At 56.3% G+C, this 24138-nt stretch carries 35 protein-coding genes; 23 read left to right on the top strand and 12 right to left on the bottom strand.

The window, feature by feature from the left end; translation table 11 throughout:
- Positions 1-132 precede the first annotated feature (132 nt).
- The 4 genes from J4E00_RS17810 to J4E00_RS17795 all read left to right on the top strand — a co-directional run bounded on the left by J4E00_RS17810 (position 133) and on the right by J4E00_RS17795 (position 1706).
- Positions 133-414, top strand: a complete 282-nt coding sequence (locus J4E00_RS17810; protein ID WP_208176601.1) for a transposase — start codon at positions 133-135, stop codon at positions 412-414.
- 374 nt (positions 415-788) lie between these two features.
- A complete protein-coding gene (locus J4E00_RS17805; RefSeq protein ID WP_208176600.1) occupies positions 789-965 on the top strand; it encodes a hypothetical protein in 177 nt (58 codons plus the stop codon).
- 30 nt (positions 966-995) lie between these two features.
- Positions 996-1205, top strand: a complete 210-nt coding sequence (locus J4E00_RS30300) for an integrase core domain-containing protein (protein ID WP_208176617.1) — start codon at positions 996-998, stop codon at positions 1203-1205.
- Between the two features lie 312 nt (positions 1206-1517).
- On the top strand, positions 1518-1706 hold the full coding sequence (locus J4E00_RS17795; RefSeq protein WP_208176599.1) for a hypothetical protein: 189 nt from the start codon (positions 1518-1520) through the stop codon (positions 1704-1706).
- 293 nt (positions 1707-1999) lie between these two features.
- Here the strand turns inward: J4E00_RS17795 and J4E00_RS17790 are convergent, their stop codons facing one another.
- From J4E00_RS17790 to J4E00_RS17780, 3 genes are all read right to left on the bottom strand, one after another.
- Positions 2000-3328 carry a hypothetical protein gene (locus J4E00_RS17790; RefSeq protein ID WP_208176598.1) on the bottom strand — a complete coding sequence of 443 codons (1329 nt, stop codon included), beginning with the start codon at positions 3326-3328 and terminating at the stop codon, positions 2000-2002.
- A 398-nt stretch (positions 3329-3726) separates the two neighbouring features.
- The gene (locus tag J4E00_RS17785; RefSeq protein WP_208176597.1) at positions 3727-4023 is read right to left on the bottom strand and encodes a hypothetical protein; all 297 of its coding nucleotides are present in this window, start codon (positions 4021-4023) and stop codon (positions 3727-3729) included.
- Positions 4024-4087: 64 nt separating this feature from the next.
- On the bottom strand, positions 4088-4447 hold the full coding sequence (locus J4E00_RS17780; RefSeq protein WP_208176596.1) for a hypothetical protein: 360 nt from the start codon (positions 4445-4447) through the stop codon (positions 4088-4090).
- A gap of 81 nt (positions 4448-4528) precedes the next feature.
- Between J4E00_RS17780 and J4E00_RS17775 the strand changes: the two genes are divergently transcribed.
- On the top strand, positions 4529-4858 hold the full coding sequence (locus tag J4E00_RS17775; protein WP_208176595.1) for a hypothetical protein: 330 nt from the start codon (positions 4529-4531) through the stop codon (positions 4856-4858).
- Between the two features lie 76 nt (positions 4859-4934).
- Here J4E00_RS17775 and J4E00_RS17770 read toward each other — a convergent pair whose 3' ends face one another.
- Positions 4935-5315, bottom strand: coding sequence for an avidin/streptavidin family protein (locus tag J4E00_RS17770; RefSeq protein WP_208176594.1), 381 nt, complete (start codon positions 5313-5315; stop codon positions 4935-4937).
- A 305-nt stretch (positions 5316-5620) separates the two neighbouring features.
- On the opposite strand from J4E00_RS17770, the gene J4E00_RS17765 reads away from it, so the two are divergent.
- Both J4E00_RS17765 and J4E00_RS17760 read left to right on the top strand, forming a co-directional pair.
- Positions 5621-5785, top strand: coding sequence for a hypothetical protein (locus J4E00_RS17765; RefSeq protein ID WP_208176593.1), 165 nt, complete (start codon positions 5621-5623; stop codon positions 5783-5785).
- A 15-nt stretch (positions 5786-5800) separates the two neighbouring features.
- Positions 5801-6178 (top strand): hypothetical protein, encoded by a 378-nt coding sequence (locus tag J4E00_RS17760; protein WP_208176592.1) that lies wholly within the window; start codon positions 5801-5803, stop codon positions 6176-6178.
- 64 nt (positions 6179-6242) lie between these two features.
- Here the strand turns inward: J4E00_RS17760 and J4E00_RS17755 are convergent, their stop codons facing one another.
- The 3 genes from J4E00_RS17755 to J4E00_RS17745 form a co-directional block, all read right to left on the bottom strand.
- Positions 6243-6461, bottom strand: a complete 219-nt coding sequence (locus J4E00_RS17755) for a hypothetical protein (protein WP_208176591.1) — start codon at positions 6459-6461, stop codon at positions 6243-6245.
- Between the two features lie 2 nt (positions 6462-6463).
- The gene (locus J4E00_RS17750; RefSeq protein ID WP_208176590.1) at positions 6464-6736 is read right to left on the bottom strand and encodes a hypothetical protein; all 273 of its coding nucleotides are present in this window, start codon (positions 6734-6736) and stop codon (positions 6464-6466) included.
- A 68-nt stretch (positions 6737-6804) separates the two neighbouring features.
- Complete coding sequence (locus J4E00_RS17745; RefSeq protein WP_208176589.1) at positions 6805-7989, bottom strand: tail fiber domain-containing protein; 1185 nt, start codon at positions 7987-7989, stop codon at positions 6805-6807.
- Positions 7990-8428: 439 nt separating this feature from the next.
- Here J4E00_RS17745 and J4E00_RS17740 point away from each other — a divergent pair, with 439 nt between their 5' ends.
- Complete coding sequence (locus J4E00_RS17740) at positions 8429-8677, top strand: hypothetical protein (RefSeq protein WP_208176588.1); 249 nt, start codon at positions 8429-8431, stop codon at positions 8675-8677.
- A gap of 237 nt (positions 8678-8914) precedes the next feature.
- Here the strand turns inward: J4E00_RS17740 and J4E00_RS17735 are convergent, their stop codons facing one another.
- The 4 genes from J4E00_RS17735 to J4E00_RS17720 are packed head-to-tail and all read right to left on the bottom strand — an operon-like array spanning position 8915 to position 12949.
- Positions 8915-9598, bottom strand: a complete 684-nt coding sequence (locus J4E00_RS17735) for an MAE_28990/MAE_18760 family HEPN-like nuclease (protein ID WP_208176587.1) — start codon at positions 9596-9598, stop codon at positions 8915-8917.
- A gap of 12 nt (positions 9599-9610) precedes the next feature.
- Positions 9611-10738, bottom strand: a complete 1128-nt coding sequence (locus J4E00_RS17730) for a DUF262 domain-containing protein (RefSeq protein ID WP_208176586.1) — start codon at positions 10736-10738, stop codon at positions 9611-9613.
- Positions 10739-10752: 14 nt separating this feature from the next.
- Complete coding sequence (locus J4E00_RS17725) at positions 10753-12060, bottom strand: hypothetical protein (RefSeq protein WP_208176585.1); 1308 nt, start codon at positions 12058-12060, stop codon at positions 10753-10755.
- Positions 12061-12106: 46 nt separating this feature from the next.
- Entirely contained in the window at positions 12107-12949 is an 843-nt protein-coding gene (locus J4E00_RS17720; RefSeq protein WP_208176583.1) for a S24 family peptidase, read from the bottom strand.
- Positions 12950-13018: 69 nt separating this feature from the next.
- Between J4E00_RS17720 and J4E00_RS17715 the strand changes: the two genes are divergently transcribed.
- The 10 genes from J4E00_RS17715 (at position 13019) to J4E00_RS17670 (ending at position 19019) form a co-directional block, all read left to right on the top strand.
- The gene (locus J4E00_RS17715) at positions 13019-13255 is read left to right on the top strand and encodes a hypothetical protein (protein ID WP_208176580.1); all 237 of its coding nucleotides are present in this window, start codon (positions 13019-13021) and stop codon (positions 13253-13255) included.
- Between the two features lie 74 nt (positions 13256-13329).
- The gene (locus J4E00_RS17710) at positions 13330-13761 is read left to right on the top strand and encodes a hypothetical protein (protein WP_208176578.1); all 432 of its coding nucleotides are present in this window, start codon (positions 13330-13332) and stop codon (positions 13759-13761) included.
- A gap of 4 nt (positions 13762-13765) precedes the next feature.
- Positions 13766-14101 (top strand): hypothetical protein, encoded by a 336-nt coding sequence (locus tag J4E00_RS17705; RefSeq protein WP_208176576.1) that lies wholly within the window; start codon positions 13766-13768, stop codon positions 14099-14101.
- 422 nt (positions 14102-14523) lie between these two features.
- The gene (locus J4E00_RS17700) at positions 14524-15015 is read left to right on the top strand and encodes a hypothetical protein (RefSeq protein WP_208176573.1); all 492 of its coding nucleotides are present in this window, start codon (positions 14524-14526) and stop codon (positions 15013-15015) included.
- Positions 15016-15033: 18 nt separating this feature from the next.
- Complete coding sequence (locus J4E00_RS17695; protein WP_208176570.1) at positions 15034-15834, top strand: hypothetical protein; 801 nt, start codon at positions 15034-15036, stop codon at positions 15832-15834.
- Positions 15835-15837: 3 nt separating this feature from the next.
- Entirely contained in the window at positions 15838-16326 is a 489-nt protein-coding gene (locus J4E00_RS17690) for a hypothetical protein (RefSeq protein WP_208176568.1), read from the top strand.
- Entirely contained in the window at positions 16313-17374 is a 1062-nt protein-coding gene (locus tag J4E00_RS17685) for a hypothetical protein (protein ID WP_208176566.1), read from the top strand. Before J4E00_RS17690 ends, J4E00_RS17685 begins: the two co-directional genes overlap by 14 nt.
- A 4-nt stretch (positions 17375-17378) precedes the next feature.
- A complete protein-coding gene (locus J4E00_RS17680) occupies positions 17379-17918 on the top strand; it encodes a hypothetical protein (RefSeq protein WP_208176564.1) in 540 nt (179 codons plus the stop codon).
- A 45-nt stretch (positions 17919-17963) separates the two neighbouring features.
- The gene (locus J4E00_RS17675; RefSeq protein WP_208176562.1) at positions 17964-18650 is read left to right on the top strand and encodes a hypothetical protein; all 687 of its coding nucleotides are present in this window, start codon (positions 17964-17966) and stop codon (positions 18648-18650) included.
- A gap of 72 nt (positions 18651-18722) precedes the next feature.
- Complete coding sequence (locus tag J4E00_RS17670) at positions 18723-19019, top strand: hypothetical protein (protein ID WP_208176560.1); 297 nt, start codon at positions 18723-18725, stop codon at positions 19017-19019.
- On the opposite strand, the gene J4E00_RS17665 is transcribed toward J4E00_RS17670, so the two are convergent.
- Positions 19000-19335, bottom strand: coding sequence for a hypothetical protein (locus J4E00_RS17665; RefSeq protein WP_208176558.1), 336 nt, complete (start codon positions 19333-19335; stop codon positions 19000-19002). The two genes, J4E00_RS17670 and J4E00_RS17665, sit on opposite strands and share 20 nt — an antisense overlap.
- Before the next feature lie 47 nt (positions 19336-19382).
- Between J4E00_RS17665 and J4E00_RS17660 the strand changes: the two genes are divergently transcribed.
- From J4E00_RS17660 to J4E00_RS17640, 5 genes are all read left to right on the top strand, one after another.
- Complete coding sequence (locus J4E00_RS17660; RefSeq protein WP_208176557.1) at positions 19383-19565, top strand: hypothetical protein; 183 nt, start codon at positions 19383-19385, stop codon at positions 19563-19565.
- A 216-nt stretch (positions 19566-19781) separates the two neighbouring features.
- Positions 19782-21587 (top strand): T9SS type A sorting domain-containing protein, encoded by a 1806-nt coding sequence (locus J4E00_RS17655; RefSeq protein WP_208176555.1) that lies wholly within the window; start codon positions 19782-19784, stop codon positions 21585-21587.
- A gap of 188 nt (positions 21588-21775) precedes the next feature.
- Positions 21776-22129 carry a hypothetical protein gene (locus J4E00_RS17650; protein WP_208176553.1) on the top strand — a complete coding sequence of 118 codons (354 nt, stop codon included), beginning with the start codon at positions 21776-21778 and terminating at the stop codon, positions 22127-22129.
- A gap of 37 nt (positions 22130-22166) precedes the next feature.
- Complete coding sequence (locus J4E00_RS17645) at positions 22167-22961, top strand: terminase small subunit (RefSeq protein WP_208176550.1); 795 nt, start codon at positions 22167-22169, stop codon at positions 22959-22961.
- Entirely contained in the window at positions 22954-24138 is a 1185-nt protein-coding gene (locus J4E00_RS17640; RefSeq protein ID WP_208176548.1) for a PBSX family phage terminase large subunit, read from the top strand. Before J4E00_RS17645 ends, J4E00_RS17640 begins: the two co-directional genes overlap by 8 nt.

Below are 24138 nucleotides of genomic sequence, written 5' to 3'. Positions count from 1 at the left end.
GCACCATAACCGCCAAGGTAGATGATTCATCATGGTAAAGGGTAATGATTGGTGAGGAGTGCACGTGTATGCTTGCCTAAATAGAGCGCCAATAGTGAGCAAAGTGTATTTTCACTACCTGACAACTGAGATATGAAAAAGGGACGATTCAGCGTGGCCCAGATAGTGGCCATTCTGCAACAACAAGCCAGCAGTTGGATGGTGACACAACTTGTGCGCAAGCACGGGCTGAGCAATGCCACGTTCTATACGTGGAAAAGCAAATACGGTGGCGCAAGCGTGGCCGAGTTAACGCGGGTCGAACACCTGAAAGAAGAAAATCGGTACCTAAAGCAGATGGTTGCCGATTTGAGCTTACAGAACCAAGCCACCAAGGAGATACTAAGAAAAAAAGCATCAGTTCTGCGGCGCTAGGCAACGTAGGGATTAGTGAACAAAGGCTGGAGCCAACGGCGGGCGTGTGCTCTGGTGAGGCTCTTACGGCAGTTACTACCAAGTAGGACAAGAGCGCGATGACGAACCCGTCCAAGTAGCCTTGCGGGCTTTGACCAAGCAGCACCCAGGCTGGGGCTTCTGGAAACGGCACCAACGGCTGAGTAAAAACGGCTTAGTCATCAACTATAAACGTACGTTGCGTATTTATCGGGCCCTAGCTCTGAACCTACCCCGGCGCCTAAAAAAGCGGGTACCTGCCTGCATCAAGAAACCCTTGGTCGTATCTATTGCGGCTAACGTGTGCTGGTCGCTCGACTTTACCAGCGACGTGATGACTGATGGTTGCCGGTCGAATGCTGAACGTTCTCGACAATTACAACCGGAAACTACTGGGCGTCGAAATCAATTTTTCTTTATCGGCCGTCCGTGTCGTGCAGGTGCTGACCTGCCTGGTCCAGTACCATAGCCGACCCGCCCAGTTGTGCACGGGTAACAAGCCGGAATTTATCAGCCTCCGCCTGAGTAAGTAGTGTGAGGAGCAGGGCATTGTCCTGCACTAGATTCATCTTGGGAGGCCGACCCAAAACGCTTGTATTGAGTGCTTCAACGACTCGTTTCGCCGCGAACTACTCAACGCCCACCTTTTTTGCTCGCTGGCTCACGTGCGCCAACTCGTGGACGAGTGGATGGACAACAACACCCAATGGCCCTACCATGCCTTGAATTTCATGCCCCCATCAAATTTAAACCAGGCGCTTAATCTCTGCTAACTAACTGACTTAATAAAGGGAAAAGCGTACACACGGACTGGATATTCCAGTCCGTGTGTACAAAAAAATAATCATATATATTACAATTTTACTTTTTTATAAAACAATTTCTACTGTGGTCCGTGCCTCCGGCGCCTGCACTCGGCCAGCGCCTCCACTCCGTACTATACCGTGTACCGGGTAAGCAAGGCCGGATTGCTGGGCCCGCTCGTGGTTGAGGCCCATGTCGTGCTTGACCACGGCCGGCAGGTCGCCAGCCAACCGGCTCCACAGTTCTATGACTTGGTAGGCTACGAATAGGGGCAGCCCAACGTGAGCCACGTCGGCTTTCTCGACCTGTGGGGCAGCACGGCCATGTGCCAAACCATCGAGGGCAACACCGGGGGCGGGACGCAGGGCCGCGACGGCGACGGCGTGTATAAAAACTGGCGGCTCAAGCGGCAGGTCGCTTACGTGGCCAATGTCGTCGACAAGCCTAGCTATGGGCGGAAGCACGATTGATGTGCACCCTATGGGACAAATTATCCACTCATTTAAGCGAGTCGCTTTGTGAAAAGGATACGGCTTAATTAAAACGCCCTAGCGAATTTATGACTTCCCAGGCCGTGTCAACCAAGACATGCTTCATAAAGCAATACTAACGGGTTTAGAGGCAACCAGCCCCGGTTTTTTGGCACTGCATGCCTCACAATATCGTCGCATTTGTTGTCCAACAAATAAAAAGCCTCTCTACGTGCTGTAGAGAGGCTTTTTGTGGGCCCACTTGGTGTCGGTCTTCTGATAAGCTGCCGCGTTCAGCGGTAAGAAACCCGCCGAAACACGACTCCGCCCCCGCCGTCGGCTGGTGCCGGCTGGTGTACGGCGCCAGCCAAAGCGGGTGCATTTTTTTCTATTGCACCCACTGTCCCCAACACCTTCCCCCAGGCCTGTAGCAACGCGGGGCCGTAGCGCTCCAGCGCGTCGTGGCCGTAGACGCCGGCGTGGCCCAGCGCCTTCTCCTTCAGATTGGCATCCCCGCCCGAGCCAAGCATGAGCAGGTCCGCCCCGGTATGGCGGGCCGTGTGGGTAGTGATGACTTTGTAGAGGGGCAGCACTTCTTCTTGGGGTTCGCCGCGCACATACTGCACGCGCACAAACGAGCGGGTGAGTTGGGCCATGCGGGCCAACTGCTTCATGCGTCGGTTACGCTCCTGCTGGCTGGGTACCGGGGGGCGTCCCTCCCACCCCTGCCAGATGGCCGCGGCGGCGGGCGGCAGCGGCACGCGCACCTCGTCGCCCGTCTTGGCTTGGTGGAAGCTCAGCACCGGTGTGGCCGGGTAACCGGGCAGGTCGACCGGGGCGACATGGTGCGGCCGCAGCGCCCGCAGGTCGGAGTCGCGCAGCAAGAGCAGCGTTTGGAAGGTGAACAGGGCCGCCTCCTCGCGCAGGTCCGCTTCGGTCAGCTCCAGGGCCATGAGCGCCCGGAGCTCGGCCTGCTGCAATGCCGGTGCCCGGCCGTAGCGGGTTTTGATTTTAAGCCAGGCCGGCATGACCTTGCCGGCGAGGCGGAAGCACTCGCGCAGAAACTTGATGTGCTTGCTCACGGTGCTGTCGACCAGCCCCAGCGCGGCCAGGTGGCCCAGGTAGTCGAGCAGGTCCTTGCGCGTTAGGGCGGTCAGGTCCCAGTGCGGCTGGTAGGTATCGAGGTGGCCCACCACCTGGCGGTAGCGGCGGGCGCTGTTGTAGGTCTGGCCGGGGTTTTCCGCCTGCCAGAGCGCGTAGAAGTCGGCCGCCGTCCTGGCGACGGGTGCTTCCGGCGCGGCGCGGCGGGCGGGCTTTTTGCCCAGGGCAACGCGGGCAGCAGCCACCAGCTCGGCTTCAGCCACGGGCCGGTTATTGGCCGAAGCCAGCGTGAAGATGGTGTTGACGGCGGCCTCCACCTTGGCCAGCTCGTTGTTGAGGCGGGTGTGGTCCGGGTCCTTGCGCATCACCACCTGCCGGGCTTCGGGGCTGAAATGCGCCGGCAGGCAGCTGACGCCGGTGGTGAGCTTGGCCCGCCGGCCGTCCCAGGCCACATCCACCACGACGCGGCAGCGGCCGTCGGCATCGGGACGGGAAAGCACTTGGCGGTAGGTGAGCTTCATGCTAACGAAGGTAGCAACGGGGCCGCTTTACCCTAAACGACGGCGTTGGCAACGGTTCCAACCTTTCGCAGGAGGTCCCGTACATCCGGCACCTTCCTTTCCACATTTCTTGAAGCCCCGGCCAGTTGGCCGGGGCTTTTTCATTGTATATACATTAATCCCTTCCGTACTTTGCCCCATAAGTACCCCGCACGGGCTGGAAATGTGGAAAGGAAGGACCTGCTCGTGCGGCGGGGTGTTGGCTGAACCGGTGGGGTAGACACCGCTCGGCCGCGCCCGCTGCTTTAAGGCCATCGTTGTGATACGGTGGCCTTTTTTATTGCCGTTGCATCAGCTTGGTAAGCGCAGGAAAAAGCCCCGCTGGTGGGCGAGGCTCCTCTCTTATTTGCGCGCAGCACTCAGTAGCACCACTTACATGGGTCCATCGACTGCTGGGCCGAGGCCAAGCTCATGGACACGACCGAGGCCCCGCACCGGGCCAGGCCCCGGCAGCCGGAGGAGGCGTGGTACTTGACCGTGTTGCCGCTGTTGCAGTAGTAGACCACGGGGCCAGCAGCCACGTGCTTGGTCTTGGTTTTGACTTTGGCCGCCGCGTGGTGGGTGACGGCTTTATGGGTGGTGCGGGGGTGGGTGGTCTGGGCCGTTGCGCCGAAGGAGCACGCGAGCAGAGCCACTTGGAGTAGCAGGTGTTTCATGGGGGCAAGGTAACAAAAAGCCCCACTCGGAGTGGGTGGGACTTTTCATGCCTCAATGTGCCGCTCAGTGGATGGCCCGCCGCAGCATATACCGGTGTACGTAGTCTCCCCGAATGAGCACGGAGTTGAATCCCAAATACTCCCAGCCTTGCGTGCCGAGGTAGTTGAGCGCGTCCACGATGGCAGTGAAGCCGCCCACCGTGGCGGCTTGTTCTTTCATCTGCGCGGCCAGAGTTTCCGACAGCCCCTCCCCTTTCCCGTAGTCCAGCTTCAACTCCATTTTGCTGGTGGGGATGCTGAGCCCCTGGGTAGCCAGCAGGCTGCAGTACTGGACCGGGGCCGGCCGGGCCGCCGGGGCCTGGGCCCGAGCGGGCGTCACCAGGGCCGGGCCCAGTAGGGCTGCGAAGAGGAACAGGTGTTTCATGGAGGGAAGCTACGCAAAAGACCAATGGCTTCCGTTGTGCGTTTGCCGTACAAGGCACGTACTCCCTCACCGCTCTTGCTTATGCGCACGCTCCTGCTGCCCGCCCTCCTATTGACTTTCGTTGCCGGTCCCGCCCTGGCCCAAGTGCCCCGCAGAACGACCACGGCGCCTGTACCACAGACGACGGGCCTGCCCGCCCAATCCGGTGCGGTGCCCGCGGCGGCCGTGCCCGGTTACCACAATGGCTACACCAACAAGCACCTGGGCGGTACCACTAGCCCCACGTTTCCCAACGGCTTGCCCGAGCGCAACCTCGACAACGGCACCAGCGCGGCCGACCAGCCGCGCGCCAATCAGTCTCAGGCGGGGGCCCGGCCCACCCGCAGCTTGAACAGCCGCAAGCAGCGCTAATACCGGTGCGGGTGATAACGAAAAAGCCCCGCTCGGTGAGGGCGGGGCTTTTCCTTTGTTTCTGGTTGCGCACTTTCTACACTAGTCGTTGAAACGTATCAGCGCCTGCGTATGTGTCCTGCCAGGTCGATTCGTCCGCACCTTGTGACATCAGGTGCCATAGCGTCGTTATCTGCCCCTGTTGCGGCCCTTCAAGTTGCAATTGTCCGGCCCAGGTTGCTAGCGAGGAGCCAAAATCGACAGTAAAGGTGATGAGGGTGCCATTGACGAACCCAACCAGTGGCGACGGACCTGGTTGCGGGTGGCCAACAGCTGTTGTGTAGCTACCGGTCACTTGCTGGCCATTTACCTGGAAGGTTAGGATGGACCCGAGTTCATTCACCCAAGAATTGGCACCGATTGCATCAGCGGCCTGTCGGGCGTTAGATACGCCAAGTTTTGTGAGGATTTTTTCCATGGGTAACCTGTGAATAAGATGGTGAAGTAGAATGATGAGGCAAACCAACTGGCGAACAGCAGGCCTTTAATCACCTGAAACCTACACTCATTTCGATTGAACAACATCGGTCTCATAAATAGAAAATGCATTCCCAAAAGTAGACCCTGGAGTAGCTGGCCGCAATGCCCTAGCTAAGCTTTATTTGACTGATATCCAGTTCGTCAACAAGTATAAGTACGTGCATACTAAATCAGGTATATCTACGTGGTTGCTACCATAGGATAAGCGCTACGTTTACGGCTCACTTAATCCCATCCTATTTCATGAAGAACTTCTTCCTCACCCTGATGACGCTATGCTTTCTGGCCAGCGTCACCGCCCCTGCCTTCGCGCAAGGTGGCCACTACAAGAACGGCAAAGGCTCGTCGCACAAAGGCGGCAAGTACAAGAATAAGGCTACTGGCAATCACTATCGGAAGCGGAAGTAAAACGAATATCTTACTATGATTACCATCAAGACCGGAAGCGCAGATGGGTTTCTAAATACTCTTTATAAAGCCTTTGAAGAAAAGAGTACCGAAGAAGAACCTGAAAAGGAGCTGCCTACATGGGATTGTAAAAGCTCCCCAAAAGGCACAAAGTATTTTACACATAATCCTAAGCAGTGGAATGGTAAAGCATGGTTTAGAGCATACATTCCACCTAACACAACCGATGAGGTACGATTCGTAATCGTAAAGCCTGACAACGCAGTAATAGAATCTGCTATTTATTCTCATTACCACGGCAGATTTATTGCCATGCTGTTTTCCAACTTTGGCAATACATTCATTTCAATCACAGCTACATCTTTGCCAACATCCGAAGACAGTGTAAATTAACGCGAACTGAGCGTAACTGCATCAATAAGCAAAAGCCCCAGTGATGCTGGGGCTTTTTTGTTGCCTAAAACGGCAGCGACTCAATGGGCACCAGCTCGTCCTCGTAGTAGCAGTCCCAATGCGCCTCGCCCAGCCAGTAGATGGGCACGCGCCGCCGCTGACCAGGCGGGCCCAGCACCAGGTAGCCCCGCCACTGCACCTGGAAGAAGACGTTGCGCGCCGGCAGCAGCACGCCATCGCCCACGGCATACTGGTAACGGGGGCCGAAGAGGTTGCCAAACATGCTTACTCGGTGTCCGGCACCCAGTCCGGCAGCTTCACGAACATGGCGTAGTCCGGCAGCCGGTCATCTTCGCTTCCTGCTTCGAAGGCAAACAGAAACTCGATTTCGTTTTTCTCCACGTCGTAGTTCACTTCCACGAAGAAGCCGCCCGGTACCCGGTAAAGGTTCACGGCCTGGTGGAAGTCATCCCAGCGCCGGGCCAGGTAGGTGCCGCGCTGGAAGACGTAGGCCAGCTGCACCTCATCCGAGAGTTGGTTGAAATCGTGTAAGGTCATGCGGCAAGGTAGGGAGTGGGCATGAAAAAGCCCCGCTGGGTGAGGGCAGGGCTTTTTGCAGGAAAAGGCTACTCCATCTTCCGCCGGCGCCGGAACGCCAGCACCAAGCCGGCCCCCAGCAGGCCGGCGGCCAGCGGCAGTTGGGCCAGGAGATTGGAACCGGTGGCCGGGGTGGCGGCGTGGCGCTCCAGGGCCGCGAGGCGAGCGCGCAGGGCGGTGATTTCGACGGCCTGGGCGCGGCTGCGCGCTTCGAGGGCCTGCACGCCGGCCAGGGCCACCCCGTCGGCGTCGACGGTGCCGATGCTCACGCTGTCGGCTCCCAGGCCGAAGGCGCGGCGGAAATCCTGGGCCATGGGGCCGAGGTGGCGCACCGAGGGCGCGTCGGCCTTGTAGCTCCAGCGCGTGATGGGCACCCGGCGCAGGCGGCGCAATACGTCCTCGCCCGACACGGCCTCGAACCGGTGCTTCTTGTGGCGGTCAGAAGAATTGGTCCATGTGCCGCCGTTGCTCAGGTAGGCCCCGCTGGAGGTGGCAATCAGCGTTACGCTCGCGAATTGCCCCCAGTCGGTGGTGCCGCCGCTGCCCGCAGACGGCAGGATGCTCACGCCGCGCGTGGGCGCGAACGAATCGGTGCCGCCGCCGTCGGTCACGACGCGGAAGCCGCCCGTCACGCGCCAGTTGGCCGAGTGATTGACGGGCGCGCGGAAGAGGCCGGTCGACGAGCGGTCAGCAAAGACGAAGCTGCCCTGACGGGCGTTGGTGTGGGCCCCGAAGCCCAGCGCGACGGAAGCGGCCCCGCTGGCGGTGCACTCGTAGCCGTAGGCGAACGCTGCGGTTTGGGTGGCTGAGGTGGCGTAGCCGGCCGCCAGGGAGTAGTCGCCCCTGGCGAGGCAGGCGTAGCCCAAGGCGGCCGAGTAGTTGCCGGTGTTGGCGTCGTCCCACCAGGTACTGGCCGTGGCGCCGTTCGTTTGCGCGGGCAAGCCCAAGGAGTTCGCGAAGTTGTCCACGCCGCCCACCCGAAAGGCCCCTTTGGCGGGGTACCACAGCAGGCGGGTGCCGGCCCCCTGCACGGGAATGGTGCCCGTGCCGAAGGTGCCGGTCGAGAGCACGCCGTTGTTGTGGTTCACGTCGAGGCCGGCGCGGGGGGTGGTAATGCCGATGCCCACGCCGGTCGATTGGGCCTGCGCAGCCAGGGGTGCGGCGGCCAGCAGCAGGAGCACAGCGGCGCGGCGAAGCGGGGGAAAGTGGTTCATCCTAAGCAGACAACACGTAGCAGCTGGGTCACGCCCCGCCGTATTTGCAAAGGTAGGACCGGTGTATTGTTGTGGCTACTCCTCCCCTTTCTTCGCTCGGGGCGTGGTCCTCCGTGGTGGCGTTGACCTGCACAAGTTTCCTTTCGCTGATGAAAGCTATCCTTTCACTTACAAGAGCCTACTTCATCAATATACCTTGATAATCAAAGCAATAAACCAAATAAAGGTCAGGCTATAAGTGCTTAACAATGGCGCCCGAAAGGATAGACTTTATCAGTCTGATGGCCATGGAAAGGGAACCTTGTTATAAACGAAAGGATAGAAATTATCAGTCAAGGGGCTCCACATACCCGGGTGGTACATGTGCTGGATACGTCGATGCCATTTAGCTTTATGCTTCTACCGGCATCGACTTCCAACACCACTCAACTGTTTCTCCATGCCGACGAAGGAAGAACTAGAACAAGCCAAGTCGCCTCGGGGAGGCTACACCAGAGCGACGCTGGCTGCCTGGGGCATTTCCTGGCCGCCCCTGAAAGGATGGCGAAAACGGTTGCTGAAGGGCATCCCTGAACCAACCCCGGAAATCGACCCAGACGCGCTTCCAGCGCATGACTCGCCCGCATTTGACAGCGCCCAGCACGGCCTGCTGAAGCCGCCAAAGGCGACCTATCGCAGATTGTATTAGGCCCAATACACAATTTGGCTGTTAGTGGATGGGGTGGCGTAGTGCTGCAGCTGCCTGATGTGGGCATCCATTTCCCCGCTGGTTCCCGGCGTTTCTTCTTTGGTGGACATGGGCAGGAGTGAAGGTGGAATGGTTCAACTGCTGGGCACCGGCTTTCGTGTGCCGGTCCCAAAAGAAAAAGCCCCGCTGGTTGGGCGGGGTTTGGTATTCAAGCAAGAATAAATAATTATAATAGGTCTATCTCAAATACTCTGAATTTTTTATCGCCAATACTAAAGAGTTTTTGACCTCTGTCATTACCTCTGAAGCCATTTTTCTAAGCAAATTATAATCAGATAAAAAAATACCATTCTTAAACTTAGGACCGCCATGTGCAATATCATTTCTAACATTTAGCAAACGAGAAATTTTGTTCTCTAAATGGTCAAACTTAGAATAATCAAGCCCAACCTCAAAGAGTAATTTCCTAAGGACCACCGGCTTTAAGTTTGATTCTGTATCTACAATATCATCCGGCAATTTCACTATTAAACTATCTATTACAGCAATACGCTCTAACAATTCTGCTTGCCTGCTAAGCCTGTTGAGTCTTTTATCATTCGGAAGCGTATTTTTAAAAATCTTCGACTTACTTTCGGCTCGGTTCAAGTCTTCAAAAACATGGTACAATGTGCTTGCTGCTAATTCAAATTTAGCATTTCCACAATTTACAAGCAATGCGTTTATCATATTGACAAAGTGTTCAAAACAAAACTTAGCATAACCCTCGAAGTGAGCATACATAGTTAAAATTGCTGTTCTACGGAGCTTATTAGCGTCTTGTTCAGATAAACCTTCTATAAGGTTATGATGAAATCTTATCTCATCCTCACGCCAGGCATAATCAGCCTCAATCTCTGCGATAAAATCAATTAAAGTCATGCTAATAATAAATTATAGAAAGTCCTCAACAAATTTTATTCTAGCTTTTAATAATCCAGGAGAATTTTTACCACCACCAGAGGTCAATTTTACAAACTCCGGATTTAGCTTCAAATCAGCGAGTTTTGTAGCCAACGCAGACACCTCAGCTTGATTGCTTAAATCTATAGACTTAAGATGTTTTTGTATTCCTAGAGTCAAAGCTTCAAAATGCATTGCACTGAAACCTTTAGTAATAGCATCACGGTTTTTGTTAGGAAAGCCGAATGCTTTCTCTCCTAATGTTTTAGCGAATAATTGAAAGGTTTTTTCAAAATCTGCTTTCTCATTTTGATAGTCAAAATTCAGCCTTTTCAAAGGGTCTGGTTCAGATACTGCTTCCATATAGTCAGTTAAAAAATCCCTTACGTCATGCCTGAACTTACCTAGTTGATTTTTAAATGCAAAAAACCGCAACACTAGCTCCCGGTCGAACCATCCATCCTTCTGGTCATCAGTAATAATACCTACGCAAGAAGCAAAAGATGGGTCAGCGGACAAGCTGGCGATGTAATCGTTGAATTGAGGGTCCAACATTCGGATTGTACAATTCCTTATTTGCTGGTCAGTAAGCTTTTCTCCTCCTGTATTAAGCCTCTTAAACATGTGGTATTTAAACCTCACATCACTTGCTTTTTTAACAACTTCCACACGAATGAACGCTCTTTTTAGTCTTATCTGAAGTGTAGTACCTAAGTCTTTGAACTTTTTACCATTAAGAGCAGAGACAATATCACAATCTGACAGCGTCAATTCATCTCCAAGACTAATGCCTTTATGTTTTGCTTCTAACGCACCTCTAAAATGCAAATAAGAAGATATACGCTGCAAGCCATCTATTAAAGAGTATTTACCCTCTTCTATTTCAATCACATAAATAGGTGGAACTGGCATACCAAGTAGTAGTGACTCGATAAACCTAGATTGGGCACCTTCCGACCATTGGAAAAGACGTTGGTAATCGGGGTCAATAACTAACTCTTTCTCTATCTTCATGCCCATCAATTCGTTAAATGATATATCTAGGCTCTGTAAGTGCGCTTTTTCTAAAGCTGCATCAACTTGCGATATTAGGTCTACTACCTTGCTTTCTGATGACATAAAAGAAAGTTATTCTAGTGTTTTTGAAAAAAGAGTACGCTCTCAGTGGCAGTACTTGAAGAACGATATTTTTTTGAACCAGGATTGATTTCAGCCATGTTGTTATTAGCCAAAAACCCGACTGAATTAATATGACTTAAACCAACTCCATATGCCATATCAGACACAATCTTCGGTAAATCATTATGAATATCTTTATAATATGAATCCTGCACTACTAATACGCAATTACCTTCTTTTTTAAGAACACGACTAATCTCAGAAATTGATTTAAAAAGGGAATCAAAATACTGAACGTGATTTTTGAGATAATAAGTAGCTGATGCTTTAGAAGAATGATATTTCAACTTCGTTAAAAACATATTGCAACTCTGCCCCCATTGTTCTGATATAAAAGGTTGTATAGAGGGAACGGTAGTAGTACCTATTAGCTTTCTGCGAAGTGTATCAAACTTCGTATCAGCAAAACCCAGCAAGGCTAACTCAGGCATCGTACTCACTGCATAATCTATTCTAGTACAATAGGGAGGCGATGACATAACAAAATCCACCGTACTTGAACGACATGGAATATTTGACGAGTCACCAACCGTTACCTCTATTTCTCCTGAAAGGCTTGATTCAAATACAGGATTAAAGCAATCTAGCATAGAAGCTATTTCCTTCTCAAAGCACTGCTTTATAAACGAAAATGAATAATCTATTTTATCAGAATCGAGCTTTGGTTTCTTCACCCATGTTGGATTAGACCCAGTAAACTTCCCAATCAGTACTCTGATAGTCTTAAAAAGTGCTAGGTAAAAAAATGCAGCTATTTCTGAAACGCAAGACGTATCAGAGACTATAAATGCATAATCTTGTTTCCGTTGCCTTACTAAACAAACTTGTATAGATTTTTCTATACTCCTAATTGCACTGCTAGCGCTGGAGCCAAACCATATACTCAGTGGCTCATTATCCTCATATTTCCTAAGCCTTGTTGCTTTAGAAACAATCTCTTTCGCAAGAGGCAAAATACTTTGCTTATCTCCTACACTTACATTTAGCGCCTTGGAAATAACTATGGGAACAGGATTCAAATCAAAGCCTTTACCCAAACATCCAGCAGCGCTTGCAGCAAGAGTAGTAGTTCCGATACCATTCCACGGGTCTAAAACTATTGAATCTTTATCAACATTTAAGTATTCAATTACATCTAGTGCGAACTGTGGCGAATAACCAGCATAATATTCGTACCAAAGCGCCCTATTTCTAAATTGTATATTCCCCCGCTTGGGCGTTGAAACTCCAGTTTTATTAATTGAAGCAGAAGCCATCATCATAAAGTAAAAACACCCAAGTTTCTGCTCGAGCTAAACCGCAAATAATTTAGGCAGCAACCAAACGCACCGGCACCACCCCATAAAATTCTCTAACCTCCCAAATAGAGTGGATGTCCTTCCGAGCCACTGTGAACGACCCGCCGGCTCCACCAGTGGCATGCAGCGTCAGGCCGTCTGTGTTGAAGAGTGCGTTGGCAAAAATGGCTTTCACCGTTACTGTGTCGTCGTAGTCCACGACACAGATGGTATTGTGTAGGTACTCCCATTTACCCTCAGGTACAGGCCATGCAATGACTTGCTGTCCGTCACGTAGGCTCGGCTCCATACTGTCCCCCTCGATGTCGAATACTAAGGCATCCTGGTAATCCTCAGCCGTGCGTCCAGGCGGCAGCCGAAACAGTACCTTGTCGAAAAGTTCGCTGTTCATAAAGCGTTGCAACTGTGCGTAATTAAAGGACGCACGCGCTCTGAAGCTAACTCGACCTAATTCAATAACGGGGATTTCAGAAAGCAGGCCCACAGCCTGCACGTTGTTCTGGTCAGGAGGATATGGCAGAATATTTTGATGGCCATCGCTAGAAATGTCGGATTTGAGCATTTCACCCTCACCAGTCAGGAGCCACCGCTCACTAACCTCAGGATATGCTTGCAAGATTTTTCCAGTAAGCTCAAATCCTGGCTTAGACTTCTTCTTGCCGAGAATATCGCCAATTGTGCCCGTCGGTACTCCAACACGCTCAGCGAACCGCGCTTGCACCCCGCCGGCCAACCTTTCGATTAGAAAAATTAATCGCTCATGGACAGGCTGTTGCGTCTTTTCTACGATTTTTCTTGTAGATTCCAATTGATATTTCTTGCGTTTACTAGAAATGTCGTATAGCTTTGCCAACACTAACACTAACCCCTGCAAGGTACACCGCTTTTTCTAGTACCTAACAAAGGGACAAAACCCAAAATCATGGCTCAACTCCAAAAATCCCCGCCCCGCATCCGGGACCTGATGCCCGACAACTACACAGTTACACTAGCTACCCAGACCGGCTGCAAGAACGTGTCGAACCTCTCGCAAATCGTGCGCTTAGAGCACACCAACAGCAAGTACTGGCCCGCCGTGGAAGCGTTGGCACAGAAAACCAACCCCACGGGCTTTGCCGCCTGGAAAGCAGCCCACGCCGAACCGGCACAAGCCGCCTAACCTCCCTCCTACTTCCAACACCAACCAACACGCTTTCACGCTTTCACGCTTTCACGCTTTCACGCTTTCACATCATGAAAACCCCTAAGCCTTCTCTTATCCCCCTGCTCGCCTCTCCCGGCAAAAAGAAACCCGAGCTCTCCGTCACCACGGGCTTCACCGACGGCGACCTGCTGCACCTCACGGCCCCGGTCCTGGACTTTCCCACGGGCACGGTGCTGCCGGTGCTGGGCTACTGCATCGACGAAGAAGTAGACGGCACCCCGTATTGCGTCCGGGCCTACGTGCCGGGTCGGGGCACCACGTTTGCCGGACGCCAGGCCAGCCGCTTCCGCACGGCCTTGCAGCGCGAGGTGTGGTTCGGGGGCATCCGGCCCCTGTTCTTCACCGAGCTGGACGTGACCGACCACGCCGAGGCCCTGCGCCTGGAGCGCATCGTGGAGGCCGTGGTGATTCCCATGTACGACTACACTGGCATGGTTACGCCCATGCGCAAAGCCGCCTAGTGCCATGCAGGTCGAATTAGTAAACGGCGTCATTCAGCTGCAGCTCTCGCACCCCCGCGAGATGGAACTCCTCAACACGGCCGCCCGTGAGCTGGGCGAGCGACTGGCGGGCGCGGCCCTGGAAAACCGCACCTACCACCTGGGCACCAAGCCCACCCCCGGCCGGGGCTACGACGACCGCCTGACCATGCGGCTGGGCTTCTCGGCCACCACCTGCTACGAGTACCTCCGGCTCGACCCCAAGCGCGGCGGGCTGGTGGGCCGGCAAGTCGGCAACAAGTGGCTCGTCACCGAAGAAGCCGTGCGTGCCTTCGAGGGCCGCAAGCAGCAGGCGGCGTAGCTGCCACCCCGCAACGTGTGCAATGCGTGTAGCGCGTGCAATGCATACAGCGAGCGCAATGTGTGCAACGAGCGCAATGCATGTAGCACATGTATACACGGTACACATTGTATACCTATAAGCATCTGCCTGACTTTGAGCACGCTTGCCTTACAAAACGCTTTTGTATACCGTGTATACATGTATAACGAGCATGCGGCCATTCTGGAATGCCATCATTCCTCCATGCTGACCATTTCGAACATGTTGACCCTTGTCACCAGGTTGACCATTTCCAACATGTTGACCATTGTCACCAGGTTGACCATTTCGAACATGTTGACCATAGCGGCTATAGGACCATGCGGGCATGTAACCCTTCCGGCCTACCGAGCAGGCCGCTAGACCGAGCCGTTTCCCTTCATTTCTCATTCCTCCACGTCATGACGCTTTCCAAAGAAGAACTCAACGCCCTCTACACCGGCCACAACACGGCCAGTGGCGCCTACGGGGCCAACTACAACCAGCACCAGGCCGACGCCAAGCGCCGCGTCTGGGCCCGGGAGCACCAGCAGTGGCTCGACCTCAACGACGCCGGCTCCGAGGGCGTGTTCGAAGTCACGGTGCGCTCCCGCACCCAGACCGTAACGCTGACAGTCACGCCGCGCCGCGCCTCCCAAATCGTGTGCGAGCTGCAGGAGGGACAAACCGACACCATGCTTCGCTTAGAGCGCGACATCGTGTTCTACGAGCGCAGCATTGCCGAGGGCGAGGACGCCGACGACCGCGCCGGCACCTCGGACCGCGTCAAGATTCTGGCCCTGTGCCAGCCGGTGGCAGCCAGCGCGCCGGCCGTGGTGCCGGCCCAGTCCACGGCTACCCCGCCGCGCCTGCGCGCCGCTCGTCCCCACCGCGAAGCCGAAGCGGCGGCCTAAGCGCCGCTCCCGCTTGCCATGAACGGCTACACCCTCGCCAACCACTTCCGCAAGCTGCGCTACAGCTTTCCCTTCTCGTCTGTGGAGGCCGACCTGTTCTACGAACTGGTGGCCGTGTGCAACGAGCGGAACTGGCCTACCGAGTTCCAATACTCAAACCCGCTTCTCTGTGCGACCCTCGGCATGGTAGAGACCACGCTCATACGTGCTCGCAACCGACTCAAGCAGGCAGGGCTATTGGAATTCACGTCAGGCCACAAGCGCAGCCCCACGGTGTACCGCTTCCTCGACCCCGATGCTCCGCAAATACCCTTGCCCAAAGCAAGTAAAAGCGCAAGTACAAATGCTAGTACAAGTGAGAGGATAAGTGCTAGGAGAAGTGATACCCCTTATAAGGAACAAACAAAAAGGAAAACAAAAACACCCGCTCCGGCTCCCGCCGTCGGGGCGTGTGCTTCCCCTGCTGACTTGATTTCGCTGCCCGACTGGCAGGCCTGGTTGCAAGCCAACGCCCCGGACGTTCAGCGCCTGAAAACGCCGTTCACGGCCGACACCTGGCAGCGGTTGGTGGCGGACTTTGGCGAGGCCCTGGTCCACGAGGTGGTGCTGGCCATGCAAAACCACGCCGGCCTAACCCGCAAATACACCACGGCCCACCTGACGGCCCGCAATTGGTGCCAGCGCCGGCAGCCCGCCGCGCCTGAACCCGCCCCCCGCCCGCCCTTGCCGGCCAATTTCGACCCTTCCGCCCTGTTTCGGCCGGCCCTGAACGGGGCCCTGGCCGACACCCCCGAACCCGCCCTCACCTCCGCCGCCTAAGCCATGCCCCACCTGCCCTACCTCGACCCCGACCTGACCCAGCAGTTGACCGACGACGCGGCCCACGCCCTGCGCCAGGCCTTGCTGCCCGTGGCCCAGGCTGCCCGCCGTCGACTGGAAAGCCTTGACCCCACAGCCAGGCACGCGGCCTTTGTGGTACGCGATGGGCAGCAGGTGGAAGCGGTACTCGAAGCCGTGTCGGCCTATCACTTTGCCGCCACCGGGGAGCGGGAGCTGGCCACCTACAACGTGGCCCAGCTGGCCCGCACGCTGGCCACCACCGCACCCGAACCAGTGGTTGACTGGCAGGCCATCACCTACCGGCTCTTTGCCCGCTTCACGGCTTACAACCCGCTGCCCTCGCCCACGGTGGCCCGCGTGTCGGCTTTCCTGGCGCAACCCCACCTGCAGGCCCACAAGACCTGGCCGCTGGAAAGGCGCCAGAAAGCGGCGCTACTCACGTCCTACGCCCTCGCCGATGCCCGCCGCTGACTACTTCGCCGACCTTGCCCAGCCACCGAAAAGCGCGAAGCACCCCGCGCCGGCCAATCCCGCCGACGCCCTGCTCAACCCCGCCGAGGTGCTGGATGAGATGCGCGCCGCCTGGAACCGCCAAGACACCAACGGCTCGCCCACCCATTTTCCCACGCTGCAAGGCTGGTGGTCGTGGATGCCGGGCGAAGCCACCCTGGTTACCGGCTGGCCCGGCCACGGCAAAACCGAGTTGATGCTGCAGCTCATGCTCGTCAAAAGCGTGTACGACGGCTGGACCTGGGGCCTGGACTGCCCCGAGAACATGCCCAGCTGGAAGCTGGTGCGCAAGCTGGTGCAGGCCTACGTGGGCCAGACCTGCAACCCCAAATACCGCCGCCTGAGCTTTGCCGAGTACGAGGAGGCAGCCGCCTGGGTGTTACGCCACTTCCACATCGTCAATCCCCGCAAGGCGGGCAAGCTCGACGAGGTACTGGCCGTGATGCAGCATGTCGCCGTGACGCACCAGACCAAGGGCTTTCTCTTCGACCCCTGGAACACGCTCACCGATAATCTGGGAGACTACGGGGGCCGGGACGACGAAATGCTCAAGCACCAGTTGGGCAAACTCTGCGACTTCGCCGAGGATTACGACCAATGCGCCATCGTCTGCGCCCACCCCGCCGGGGTAGCCCGCACGGCCGATGGCAAGCTCAAGGTGCCCGACCAGTTCAGCGTGGCCCAGGGCCGCATGTGGGCCAACAAGATTGACAACCTGCTCGTGGTGCACCGCCCGCTTTACGACGAGATGCCCACCGACAACACGGTGGCTTTTCACGCCAAGAAAATCAAGGAGCAGCCCGAAACCGGCTTCCCGACTTCGGTCGATGGCGTGGCCCTGAGCTACGAGCGCACCAGCTTTCGCTACACCGACCCCAAGCTGGGCCACTCCCCGCTTGACGTGAAATCCCTCAACACCTACCGCCGGCACGGCACCAACTACCTGCCCGACCTACCGGCCGACTTCAACCCCAACGGCCGCGCTGTGCGCCTGCCCTACACCGATTAACCCCATGACCCGCGGAATTACCCTCGCCCTTGCCCAGCGCACGAATGCCATCGCCCGATGCTACCACCCCCTGTTTTACACCTCCATCAACGAGCTCATTGCCGACCTGCCGGCGAGTGGCCAGCACCCCGGCGGGGCCTACATCCGCCGGGCGGTGAAGGTCTGGTTTCCCGAAGGGAGCCGGGTGCTCAACGTCGTCTACTGCGAGCACGCCGGCGATGATGCGGCCCTGCTCGACGAGCTGCGCCTCGGCCTCGATGCGTGGGAAGCCCTGGGCCAGGCGCCCGAAGATTCCTTTTTTCTCACCACCGAAGAGGCCGAGCGCCTACTCGGCTTGGTCACCCACCCGCTCACGGCCCCCGCCGACCGCCGGGAAGTGCTGCGAAAACTACTGCCCTGGCACAACCGCCGCGAAGCCCGCGCCCTCACCGCCGACCTCACCGCCAAGATTGAGGCCCGCAGCCCCGGCATCCTCACCGGCCGCGGTTGGATGCCCCACGGCCCGGCCGAGCCCAAGCCCAGCCCGCACCCTTTTGCGGCCTAGCCCTGACCCCTCACCCCGCTAACCCGCCCACCGGGCACCCCCACCATGTCAAAACTACAAGGCCTCCAATTTCTCGAAGCGCAGTTTTCCTGGCAAGCCGAGCACCTCTCGCACGTGCTGCTGTACAAAAACACCGACGAGGCAAAGCGCACCCACCACACGCTCGGCTATGGCATGTGGATACTACAAGCCAAAGAGTGTTGTGACATCGCCTGGGCGCTGGAAATGATTAGAAGCGTCTGCGAGCAGGGCGACACGGTGCCCGAAGAGTACGACCCGTACTACGACGCCCTCAACGAGGTAGAACTCGACCCCGCCCAAGCCGAGCCCCTGCCCTACGACCCGTACCGGGAGATGTACCAGTACCTCCACGAGGGCGTCACCCCGCACGGCCTGCACTTGCAGCTGCACGAGCAAACGGTGTACGCCGCCGAGTTGCTGCTACAGGGGCCGCGTACGTTGCACCGGATAGAGGACGAACAAGGTCGCCGCATGATGCAGCGCGACCAAGGCGACCCCGAGGGTCCCTTCCGCCCCATGACGGACGAGGAACGCACCCGGCACACCCGAAAGACGGAAACGGCCTTCATGGAGGCCACCGTCTTCCTGCTGGACTTCAACCGCGAGATGGCGCGCCTAGAAGAACTGGTACTGAACCGGGCCCCCTTCGCGGACATCTTGGCCCTGATTGGGCCACCGGCCAAGCCAGCGGAAGAGCTGCTGGAGTTCTAAGCCACACCCCTCTGCAAATCAACAACTTCGATAAAAGTATGAAAATCTACTTTTATCAAATCCACCCTTGTAATGGCCCTGCGCACCGCCGCCCGCATCGACGCCAACCAGCCGGCCATCGTGGCCGCCCTGCGCGGTATCGGCGCCTCCGTCCTGCACCTGCACCAGCTCAAGAACTGCTTCGACCTGCTCGTGGGCTACCGGGGCCGCACCTTCCTGATGGAGGTCAAGGACCCTGCCCAGCCCCCGAGCAAGCGCCAGCTCACCGAGGGCGAGGCCCAATTCAAAGCCCAGTGGCGGGGCAGCACTTACCACGTGGTCCACAGCGTGGACGAGGCGCTGGGCATCGTTACGGCTTCGGGGCCTTGACGAAGAGCAGCGTGGTGAAGCTGCCGGCAGCCGTCGGCGTCGCCGTAAACGTGCTCTGCAACGAATAGCCCTCCTGGTAGAGCTTGAATAAGGCATTGTAATACCCTTTGCCGGATTTGGTCAAACTCTTCTCTGTTGTTCCGCTGTCGAATTTCAGAATCTCGCTCTGGTCCGGCCCCCGAACAATCACCAATTCGACCCACGTCTCATACTCATACACTCGCACCACGGCAATCTCCGGGTTCGTCGCCTGCGCCTTGACCGGATGTACACTCAGTGCCAGCAGGCACGCCCCTAACCAGAACAGCTTTTTCATGGGCCCGAATGTAGTGCCCCACTCCCAGAAACTACCCCACGCTCGCCATGCCTTCTGCAAGCCCTTCCCCCCGCCGTCGAGACTATAAAACCAGCGATTACAACTACATCGCCCAGCACTACCGTAACGAAACAGCCGCCACGTTGGCGGCGCAGCTGGGCCGCACCACGGGCAGCCTCTACGAATACATCTCCCGCTATCCGGAGCTGCGCAAGCACGGCAAGATTTAAGATTTAGGTAACAAGGCTGGATGTCTTTTAAGTAGTCATTTCTATAACGGGTCATGCCCTGCATTCCTTCAAAAAAGCGGTTAGCGGCCTAATAATCGTCTTTTAATGCAAGGCATATGGTATAAGTCCTAGTCACAATTGGGCGGTATACGTCCTTGATTCGATGACTGCAATAGGGCAAGATTTGGGTATCCTTTTCACCCAATTCCCTTTTCTATGAAAACCAAGGCTTATTACAAACCATCACCAGCAGCTGCACTCCGTTTTCTCGTCCCTGCGCTGCTTGGCCTGGGGCTTATACTACAGCCTAGCCAGTCCAATGGTCAGGCTGCTAACCCCTGTAATTTGCTGCCCAACCCTGACTTTGAGTTGCAAAATGTCTCGCAAATGTCAGGGGCACCAGACAACGTTCAATCCCCAACTGCCACACATGATGAGGTAACCAGTTGGAAGTTCAGCGGTTTTGCTGGCGGTACAAATGGACACCCAATCTACTATGCGACCAATGCTCCTACAGGTAGCCTCACCAACCCTTTTACCAACAATCCTGCTGTAAACTTCTCAGGACCAGATGCATATATAGGAGATTCTTTTACTCCGTACCAGTACAACTCGAACCCGGCGGTCCACAACGGAGCCATCAGTATTATTTCCATTCTGCAAGCCTCGTCGTCGCCTTTATATAGAGAAGACAATATTTCACCTACCACGACCTTAACGTTGAGTCCAGGCACTTATTACGCAAGCTTTCAAGCCTATCGTGCTGCTGGCAATGGGTCAACTCGCCTCGGCATGAAACTCGCGAATCCTGAAGCTTTTCCTAATCCGATGCAAAGCAGTGTACCCTTGCAAAATGCTGCCTGGACTAGGGTATCTGGACAAGTCAACGTACCAGCTGTTTCCTCTGCCAATACGAATCAGTGGACCGTAACAATTGGTAATTTTGCTGGCGGTGGTTCCGGCTCATCTACTCCTGTTAGGGTTCGGTATCATATCGACGAGGTAGAACTTTATAAAATTCCCACGGCCGGTCCTGCTGCTGCTTGCTCAGGCTCAAGCGTGATGATCGGTGAGGGATGCCATATCCCAGGTGCTACCTACGAATGGCGCAGGAATGGCAGCCCGAACGTTATCAGCACTTCCACTGCTTCGCCCATCACCTATGTAGACATTACAGATACCTATACTTTAAAAGTGACGCTGCCAGACCAGACTACTTTTTCTAGTTCTGTTGCTGTTACCGGTTGCAACCCTCAACCAGCTATTATAGGCAATGAATCTGCTTGTGCTGGTGTTAGCCCGACATTCACGGCAAATAGTAGCAATGTTACTTGGAGCGCCTCCCCGGCCAGCTTTTTTGCCACAACCAGCGGTTCAGGCTCAACATTCACTCCCGGCTTAGCAACAGGAGCTTCTGGCCAGGGGACGATTACAGCTACTTTCTACAGCCTACTTGGTTCACCAACCGTCACTAAGACCGTGACTACAGTGTCTGTAGCAAACCCCGGACCTATCACCGGAAGCAATAACACTGTCAACGGCCGCTTAACAGCAACTATACAACCAGTCCCTGGTGCCGTTTCATATAACTGGTTCTTTGATGGCCCGGTCACAACAGGTGTCACACCAGGAGAATCCCCAAACAGCAATATTCACGGCACGACTCTGACGCTTTATACGGCACGAGGCGATTGTGGAAGCATTTACTCGGTTTCGGTACAAGCCGTTTTTGCCGGAGGTTGTGTTTCTCCCATAGTAGACGGCCCTAATTTTAGGAATATTGGCTGTGCTAACCGGGAGGCGAATACCCCAGGAGCAGCCTACCCAAACCCAGCCAGTGAGTCCTTAGCTATGCCACAGGGAGCAAGCAATGCCACCCTGCTCAACAGCCAAGGCAAAGTAGTTGCCCAACCCGATGCCACTGGCACCCTCAATGTGCAGCACTTGCCCGCCGGCCTATACAACCTGCGCATGGAGCAGGACGGCAAGATGGTGAACCAACACATTGAAGTGAAGCACTAGACGCATCAGGCAGCAGTCAAAGAGAAGCCCCGGCCAAATGGTCAGGGCTTTTTTTGGTTTTAAATCAGGCGAACGACTCGAAATTCTAACTATAATTTTCTGGCAGGAGCACTGGGAGTAAGCGGAACTTCACTACCTGATTCCAACGGCCGCCAGCAGACCTGGCTAACTATCCAACGGCCTCACTCATGCCCCTCATCGACGATACCCCCAAGCTTACCCTTTACCGCGACGGCTATGCCAGCCTGAACGGAGAAGCCTACCGCAGTCTGGGTACGGCCGTGGCCATCATGCTGCTGCCGCCCACCACGCCGGGCACGCGCTGGCAGCTGCTGCCGCGCAAGACCAGTGCCGGTGCGCTGCTGCTCTCGGTGCGCACCGACCGCGGCGCGTCCCGTTTCCGGGCTCCTGCACTGGCTGCGGCGCTGTTCGCTGCCCTGCCGCCCACCTTCGACGGTCCATTGTATTTGGAGCTGGTCCTCAGCCCTGAAACCGGCTTTGAGCTTGTTGCACAATCCTGTGTAACAACCGCCGCGGCTTGATGCGCAGAACGGCTGGGGCCGGCTGGAACTTTGGGCTATGCCCCCCGCCGAAAACCAGCCCACGCTAACCGCCTACGAGCAACTGACTGCGAAGCAAAAGGCCTTCGTGGACGCGCTGTGCCTGGAGCCCAACATCAGCCACACCAAAGCGGCCGAAAGAGCCGGCTACGCTAAGAAAAGCGCCTTTGTCGAGGGCAGCCGACTGCTAAGAAATGCTAAGGTTCGCAAGGCCCTCGGCGAACAGTTGAAAGGTGTGGCACCGACCTCGGAAGAGATAGCCGTGCGCTGGGACCGGGTGAGCCGTGCCACGCTCGAGGACTTCTATACAACAGAGGAATACGAGGAGCCGACCACCGAGCTGCGGCCGCTGCTGGAGAAGATTGCCGACCTCTCGTATCAAATCGACTTCGAGGAGCGCGTTGCAACGAGGCAGGAACTGGAAGAGGACCAGTTGGAGAAACACCGCTACCGGCAGCAGCAGCGTCGCAATGAGGTTATCCGCCTGGAGGTGGAGCTGGAAATGAACCCCGCCGCTACTTACGAGGTACCTGGTCCGCCCGCCAAGAAGCAGCGTCTACAGTTGGATTTGGTAAAAGCCCAGAAAGCTGGTGTGCTTGACCTGGCCAAAGCCATCAAGCCTACGCAGTTTGGCCTTGGCATCGAACTACGGGACCCCGATGCCGCGCTGGATAAGCTGGCCCGCATGAGCGGGGCCTACGAGAAAGACAACGAGCAAAGTCGCGCCGTGGCCGTCATCAACGCCAAGGTCGAGGTCATTTCGTCGGGTGTGCCCATTGCCCGCAGCGAGCAGGAGGCCGCCGCCCATGTTTAGCACCGGCGACCTCTTTGAGCCCAACCTCAACAGCACGGCCGAGGTGGTGGTGAACCAGGGCGGCACCTGGTCGGGCAAGACCTACACCATCCTGCAAACCCTGTTCGCCAAGCTGGCCGACGACACGCGCGCTGTGGCCACCGTGTGCGGCCAGGACATTCCCAACCTCAAAGCCGGGGCGATTCGGGACGCCAACGAAATCTACCACAACAGCCCCGAGCTGCAACGGCTCATCAAAAGCTACAACAAGTCCGACCACACCTTCACCTACCACAACGGGTGCGTGATGGAGTTCAAGAGCTACGACAGCCCCCAGGACGCGAAGAGTGGCAAGCGCAAGTACCTGTTCGTGAACGAGGCCAACGGCATCCCCTACGGCGTGTTCGAGGAGCTCTACCTGCGCTCCGAGCAGAGCTTCGTTGACTACAACCCGAACGCGGAGTTCTGGGTGCACGAGCAACTGCTGGGCAAGCCGAACGTGGAACACCTGATTTCCTATCACATCCACAACCCCTTCGTCAAGCCCCAGCAGCGGGCCAAAATCGAAGCGCTGAAAGAGAAGGACCTCGAATTGTGGAAGGTGTACGCCCGGGGCCTTACGGGCAAGATTGACGGCTTGGTGTTGCGCAACTGGGTGGTCGTGGAAGACAATGCCATCCCGACCGGCGCCAAGTACCTAGGCACCGGTGTGGACTTCGGCTTTACCAACGACCCGACCACCGCCATCGACCTCTACCTGGGGGGTGGCGAGCTGTGGGCCGACGAGCAGTTGTATGCCGAGGGCCTGACCAACCCCGACATCTTCAAGGCGCTGACAACAATTCGCCCCCGCCAGCGCTGGGACGTGATTGCCGATTCGGCCGAGCCCAAGAGCATCGAAGAGCTGCGGCGGATGGGCCTGACCATGGAAGGCGCACTGAAGGGGCCCGACAGCGTAAATGCGGGCCTGGACCTGCTGAAGCAGTACAAGCTCAACGTGACACGCCGCAGCGTCATGCTGCGCAAGGAACTCAACAACTACAAATACAAAGTGGACCGCCTCACCGGCAAGGCCATTAACCAGCCGGTCGATGCCTTCAACCACTGCATCGACCCGCTACGCTACGTGGCCCTCAACCGCTTGCCCAAAGCCACGACACCCCGCCGCGGCAGTGCTCCCCCCATCCTCATTTCGTAA

This window comes from Hymenobacter negativus (assembly GCF_017571495.1).
Taxonomy (GTDB): domain Bacteria; phylum Bacteroidota; class Bacteroidia; order Cytophagales; family Hymenobacteraceae; genus Hymenobacter; species Hymenobacter negativus.
The sequence above is the reverse complement of the archived record's forward strand: the minus strand, read 5'-3'. Positions and strand labels throughout refer to the sequence as shown.

Bases quoted from the DNA above. Each gene is read 5' to 3' on its own strand.
- J4E00_RS17645 (WP_208176550.1), top strand. From the start codon at position 22,167: ATGCCCCCCGCCGAAAACCAGCCCACGCTAACCGCCTACGAGCAACTG.
- J4E00_RS17690 (WP_208176568.1), top strand. From the start codon at position 15,838: ATGCCCCACCTGCCCTACCTCGACCCCGACCTGACCCAGCAGTTGACC.
- J4E00_RS17775 (WP_208176595.1), top strand. From the start codon at position 4,529: ATGCGCACGCTCCTGCTGCCCGCCCTCCTATTGACTTTCGTTGCCGGT.
- J4E00_RS17740 (WP_208176588.1), top strand. From the start codon at position 8,429: ATGCCGACGAAGGAAGAACTAGAACAAGCCAAGTCGCCTCGGGGAGGC.
- J4E00_RS17725 (WP_208176585.1), bottom strand. From the start codon at position 12,060: ATGATGATGGCTTCTGCTTCAATTAATAAAACTGGAGTTTCAACGCCC.
- J4E00_RS17715 (WP_208176580.1), top strand. From the start codon at position 13,019: ATGGCTCAACTCCAAAAATCCCCGCCCCGCATCCGGGACCTGATGCCC.
- J4E00_RS17760 (WP_208176592.1), top strand. From the start codon at position 5,801: ATGATTACCATCAAGACCGGAAGCGCAGATGGGTTTCTAAATACTCTT.
- J4E00_RS17735 (WP_208176587.1), bottom strand. From the start codon at position 9,598: ATGACTTTAATTGATTTTATCGCAGAGATTGAGGCTGATTATGCCTGG.
- J4E00_RS17730 (WP_208176586.1), bottom strand. From the start codon at position 10,738: ATGTCATCAGAAAGCAAGGTAGTAGACCTAATATCGCAAGTTGATGCA.
- J4E00_RS17705 (WP_208176576.1), top strand. From the start codon at position 13,766: ATGCAGGTCGAATTAGTAAACGGCGTCATTCAGCTGCAGCTCTCGCAC.
- J4E00_RS17710 (WP_208176578.1), top strand. From the start codon at position 13,330: ATGAAAACCCCTAAGCCTTCTCTTATCCCCCTGCTCGCCTCTCCCGGC.
- J4E00_RS17660 (WP_208176557.1), top strand. From the start codon at position 19,383: ATGCCTTCTGCAAGCCCTTCCCCCCGCCGTCGAGACTATAAAACCAGC.
- J4E00_RS17650 (WP_208176553.1), top strand. From the start codon at position 21,776: ATGCCCCTCATCGACGATACCCCCAAGCTTACCCTTTACCGCGACGGC.
- J4E00_RS17765 (WP_208176593.1), top strand. From the start codon at position 5,621: ATGAAGAACTTCTTCCTCACCCTGATGACGCTATGCTTTCTGGCCAGC.
- J4E00_RS17700 (WP_208176573.1), top strand. From the start codon at position 14,524: ATGACGCTTTCCAAAGAAGAACTCAACGCCCTCTACACCGGCCACAAC.
- J4E00_RS17640 (WP_208176548.1), top strand. From the start codon at position 22,954: ATGTTTAGCACCGGCGACCTCTTTGAGCCCAACCTCAACAGCACGGCC.
- J4E00_RS17675 (WP_208176562.1), top strand. From the start codon at position 17,964: ATGTCAAAACTACAAGGCCTCCAATTTCTCGAAGCGCAGTTTTCCTGG.
- J4E00_RS17770 (WP_208176594.1), bottom strand. From the start codon at position 5,315: ATGGAAAAAATCCTCACAAAACTTGGCGTATCTAACGCCCGACAGGCC.
- J4E00_RS17755 (WP_208176591.1), bottom strand. From the start codon at position 6,461: ATGTTTGGCAACCTCTTCGGCCCCCGTTACCAGTATGCCGTGGGCGAT.
- J4E00_RS17680 (WP_208176564.1), top strand. From the start codon at position 17,379: ATGACCCGCGGAATTACCCTCGCCCTTGCCCAGCGCACGAATGCCATC.
- J4E00_RS17655 (WP_208176555.1), top strand. From the start codon at position 19,782: ATGAAAACCAAGGCTTATTACAAACCATCACCAGCAGCTGCACTCCGT.
- J4E00_RS17745 (WP_208176589.1), bottom strand. From the start codon at position 7,989: ATGAACCACTTTCCCCCGCTTCGCCGCGCCGCTGTGCTCCTGCTGCTG.
- J4E00_RS17695 (WP_208176570.1), top strand. From the start codon at position 15,034: ATGAACGGCTACACCCTCGCCAACCACTTCCGCAAGCTGCGCTACAGC.
- J4E00_RS17810 (WP_208176601.1), top strand. From the start codon at position 133: ATGAAAAAGGGACGATTCAGCGTGGCCCAGATAGTGGCCATTCTGCAA.
- J4E00_RS17685 (WP_208176566.1), top strand. From the start codon at position 16,313: ATGCCCGCCGCTGACTACTTCGCCGACCTTGCCCAGCCACCGAAAAGC.
- J4E00_RS17670 (WP_208176560.1), top strand. From the start codon at position 18,723: ATGGCCCTGCGCACCGCCGCCCGCATCGACGCCAACCAGCCGGCCATC.
- J4E00_RS17805 (WP_208176600.1), top strand. From the start codon at position 789: ATGCTGAACGTTCTCGACAATTACAACCGGAAACTACTGGGCGTCGAA.
- J4E00_RS17665 (WP_208176558.1), bottom strand. From the start codon at position 19,335: ATGAAAAAGCTGTTCTGGTTAGGGGCGTGCCTGCTGGCACTGAGTGTA.
- J4E00_RS17750 (WP_208176590.1), bottom strand. From the start codon at position 6,736: ATGACCTTACACGATTTCAACCAACTCTCGGATGAGGTGCAGCTGGCC.
- J4E00_RS17790 (WP_208176598.1), bottom strand. From the start codon at position 3,328: ATGAAGCTCACCTACCGCCAAGTGCTTTCCCGTCCCGATGCCGACGGC.
- J4E00_RS17780 (WP_208176596.1), bottom strand. From the start codon at position 4,447: ATGAAACACCTGTTCCTCTTCGCAGCCCTACTGGGCCCGGCCCTGGTG.
- J4E00_RS17785 (WP_208176597.1), bottom strand. From the start codon at position 4,023: ATGAAACACCTGCTACTCCAAGTGGCTCTGCTCGCGTGCTCCTTCGGC.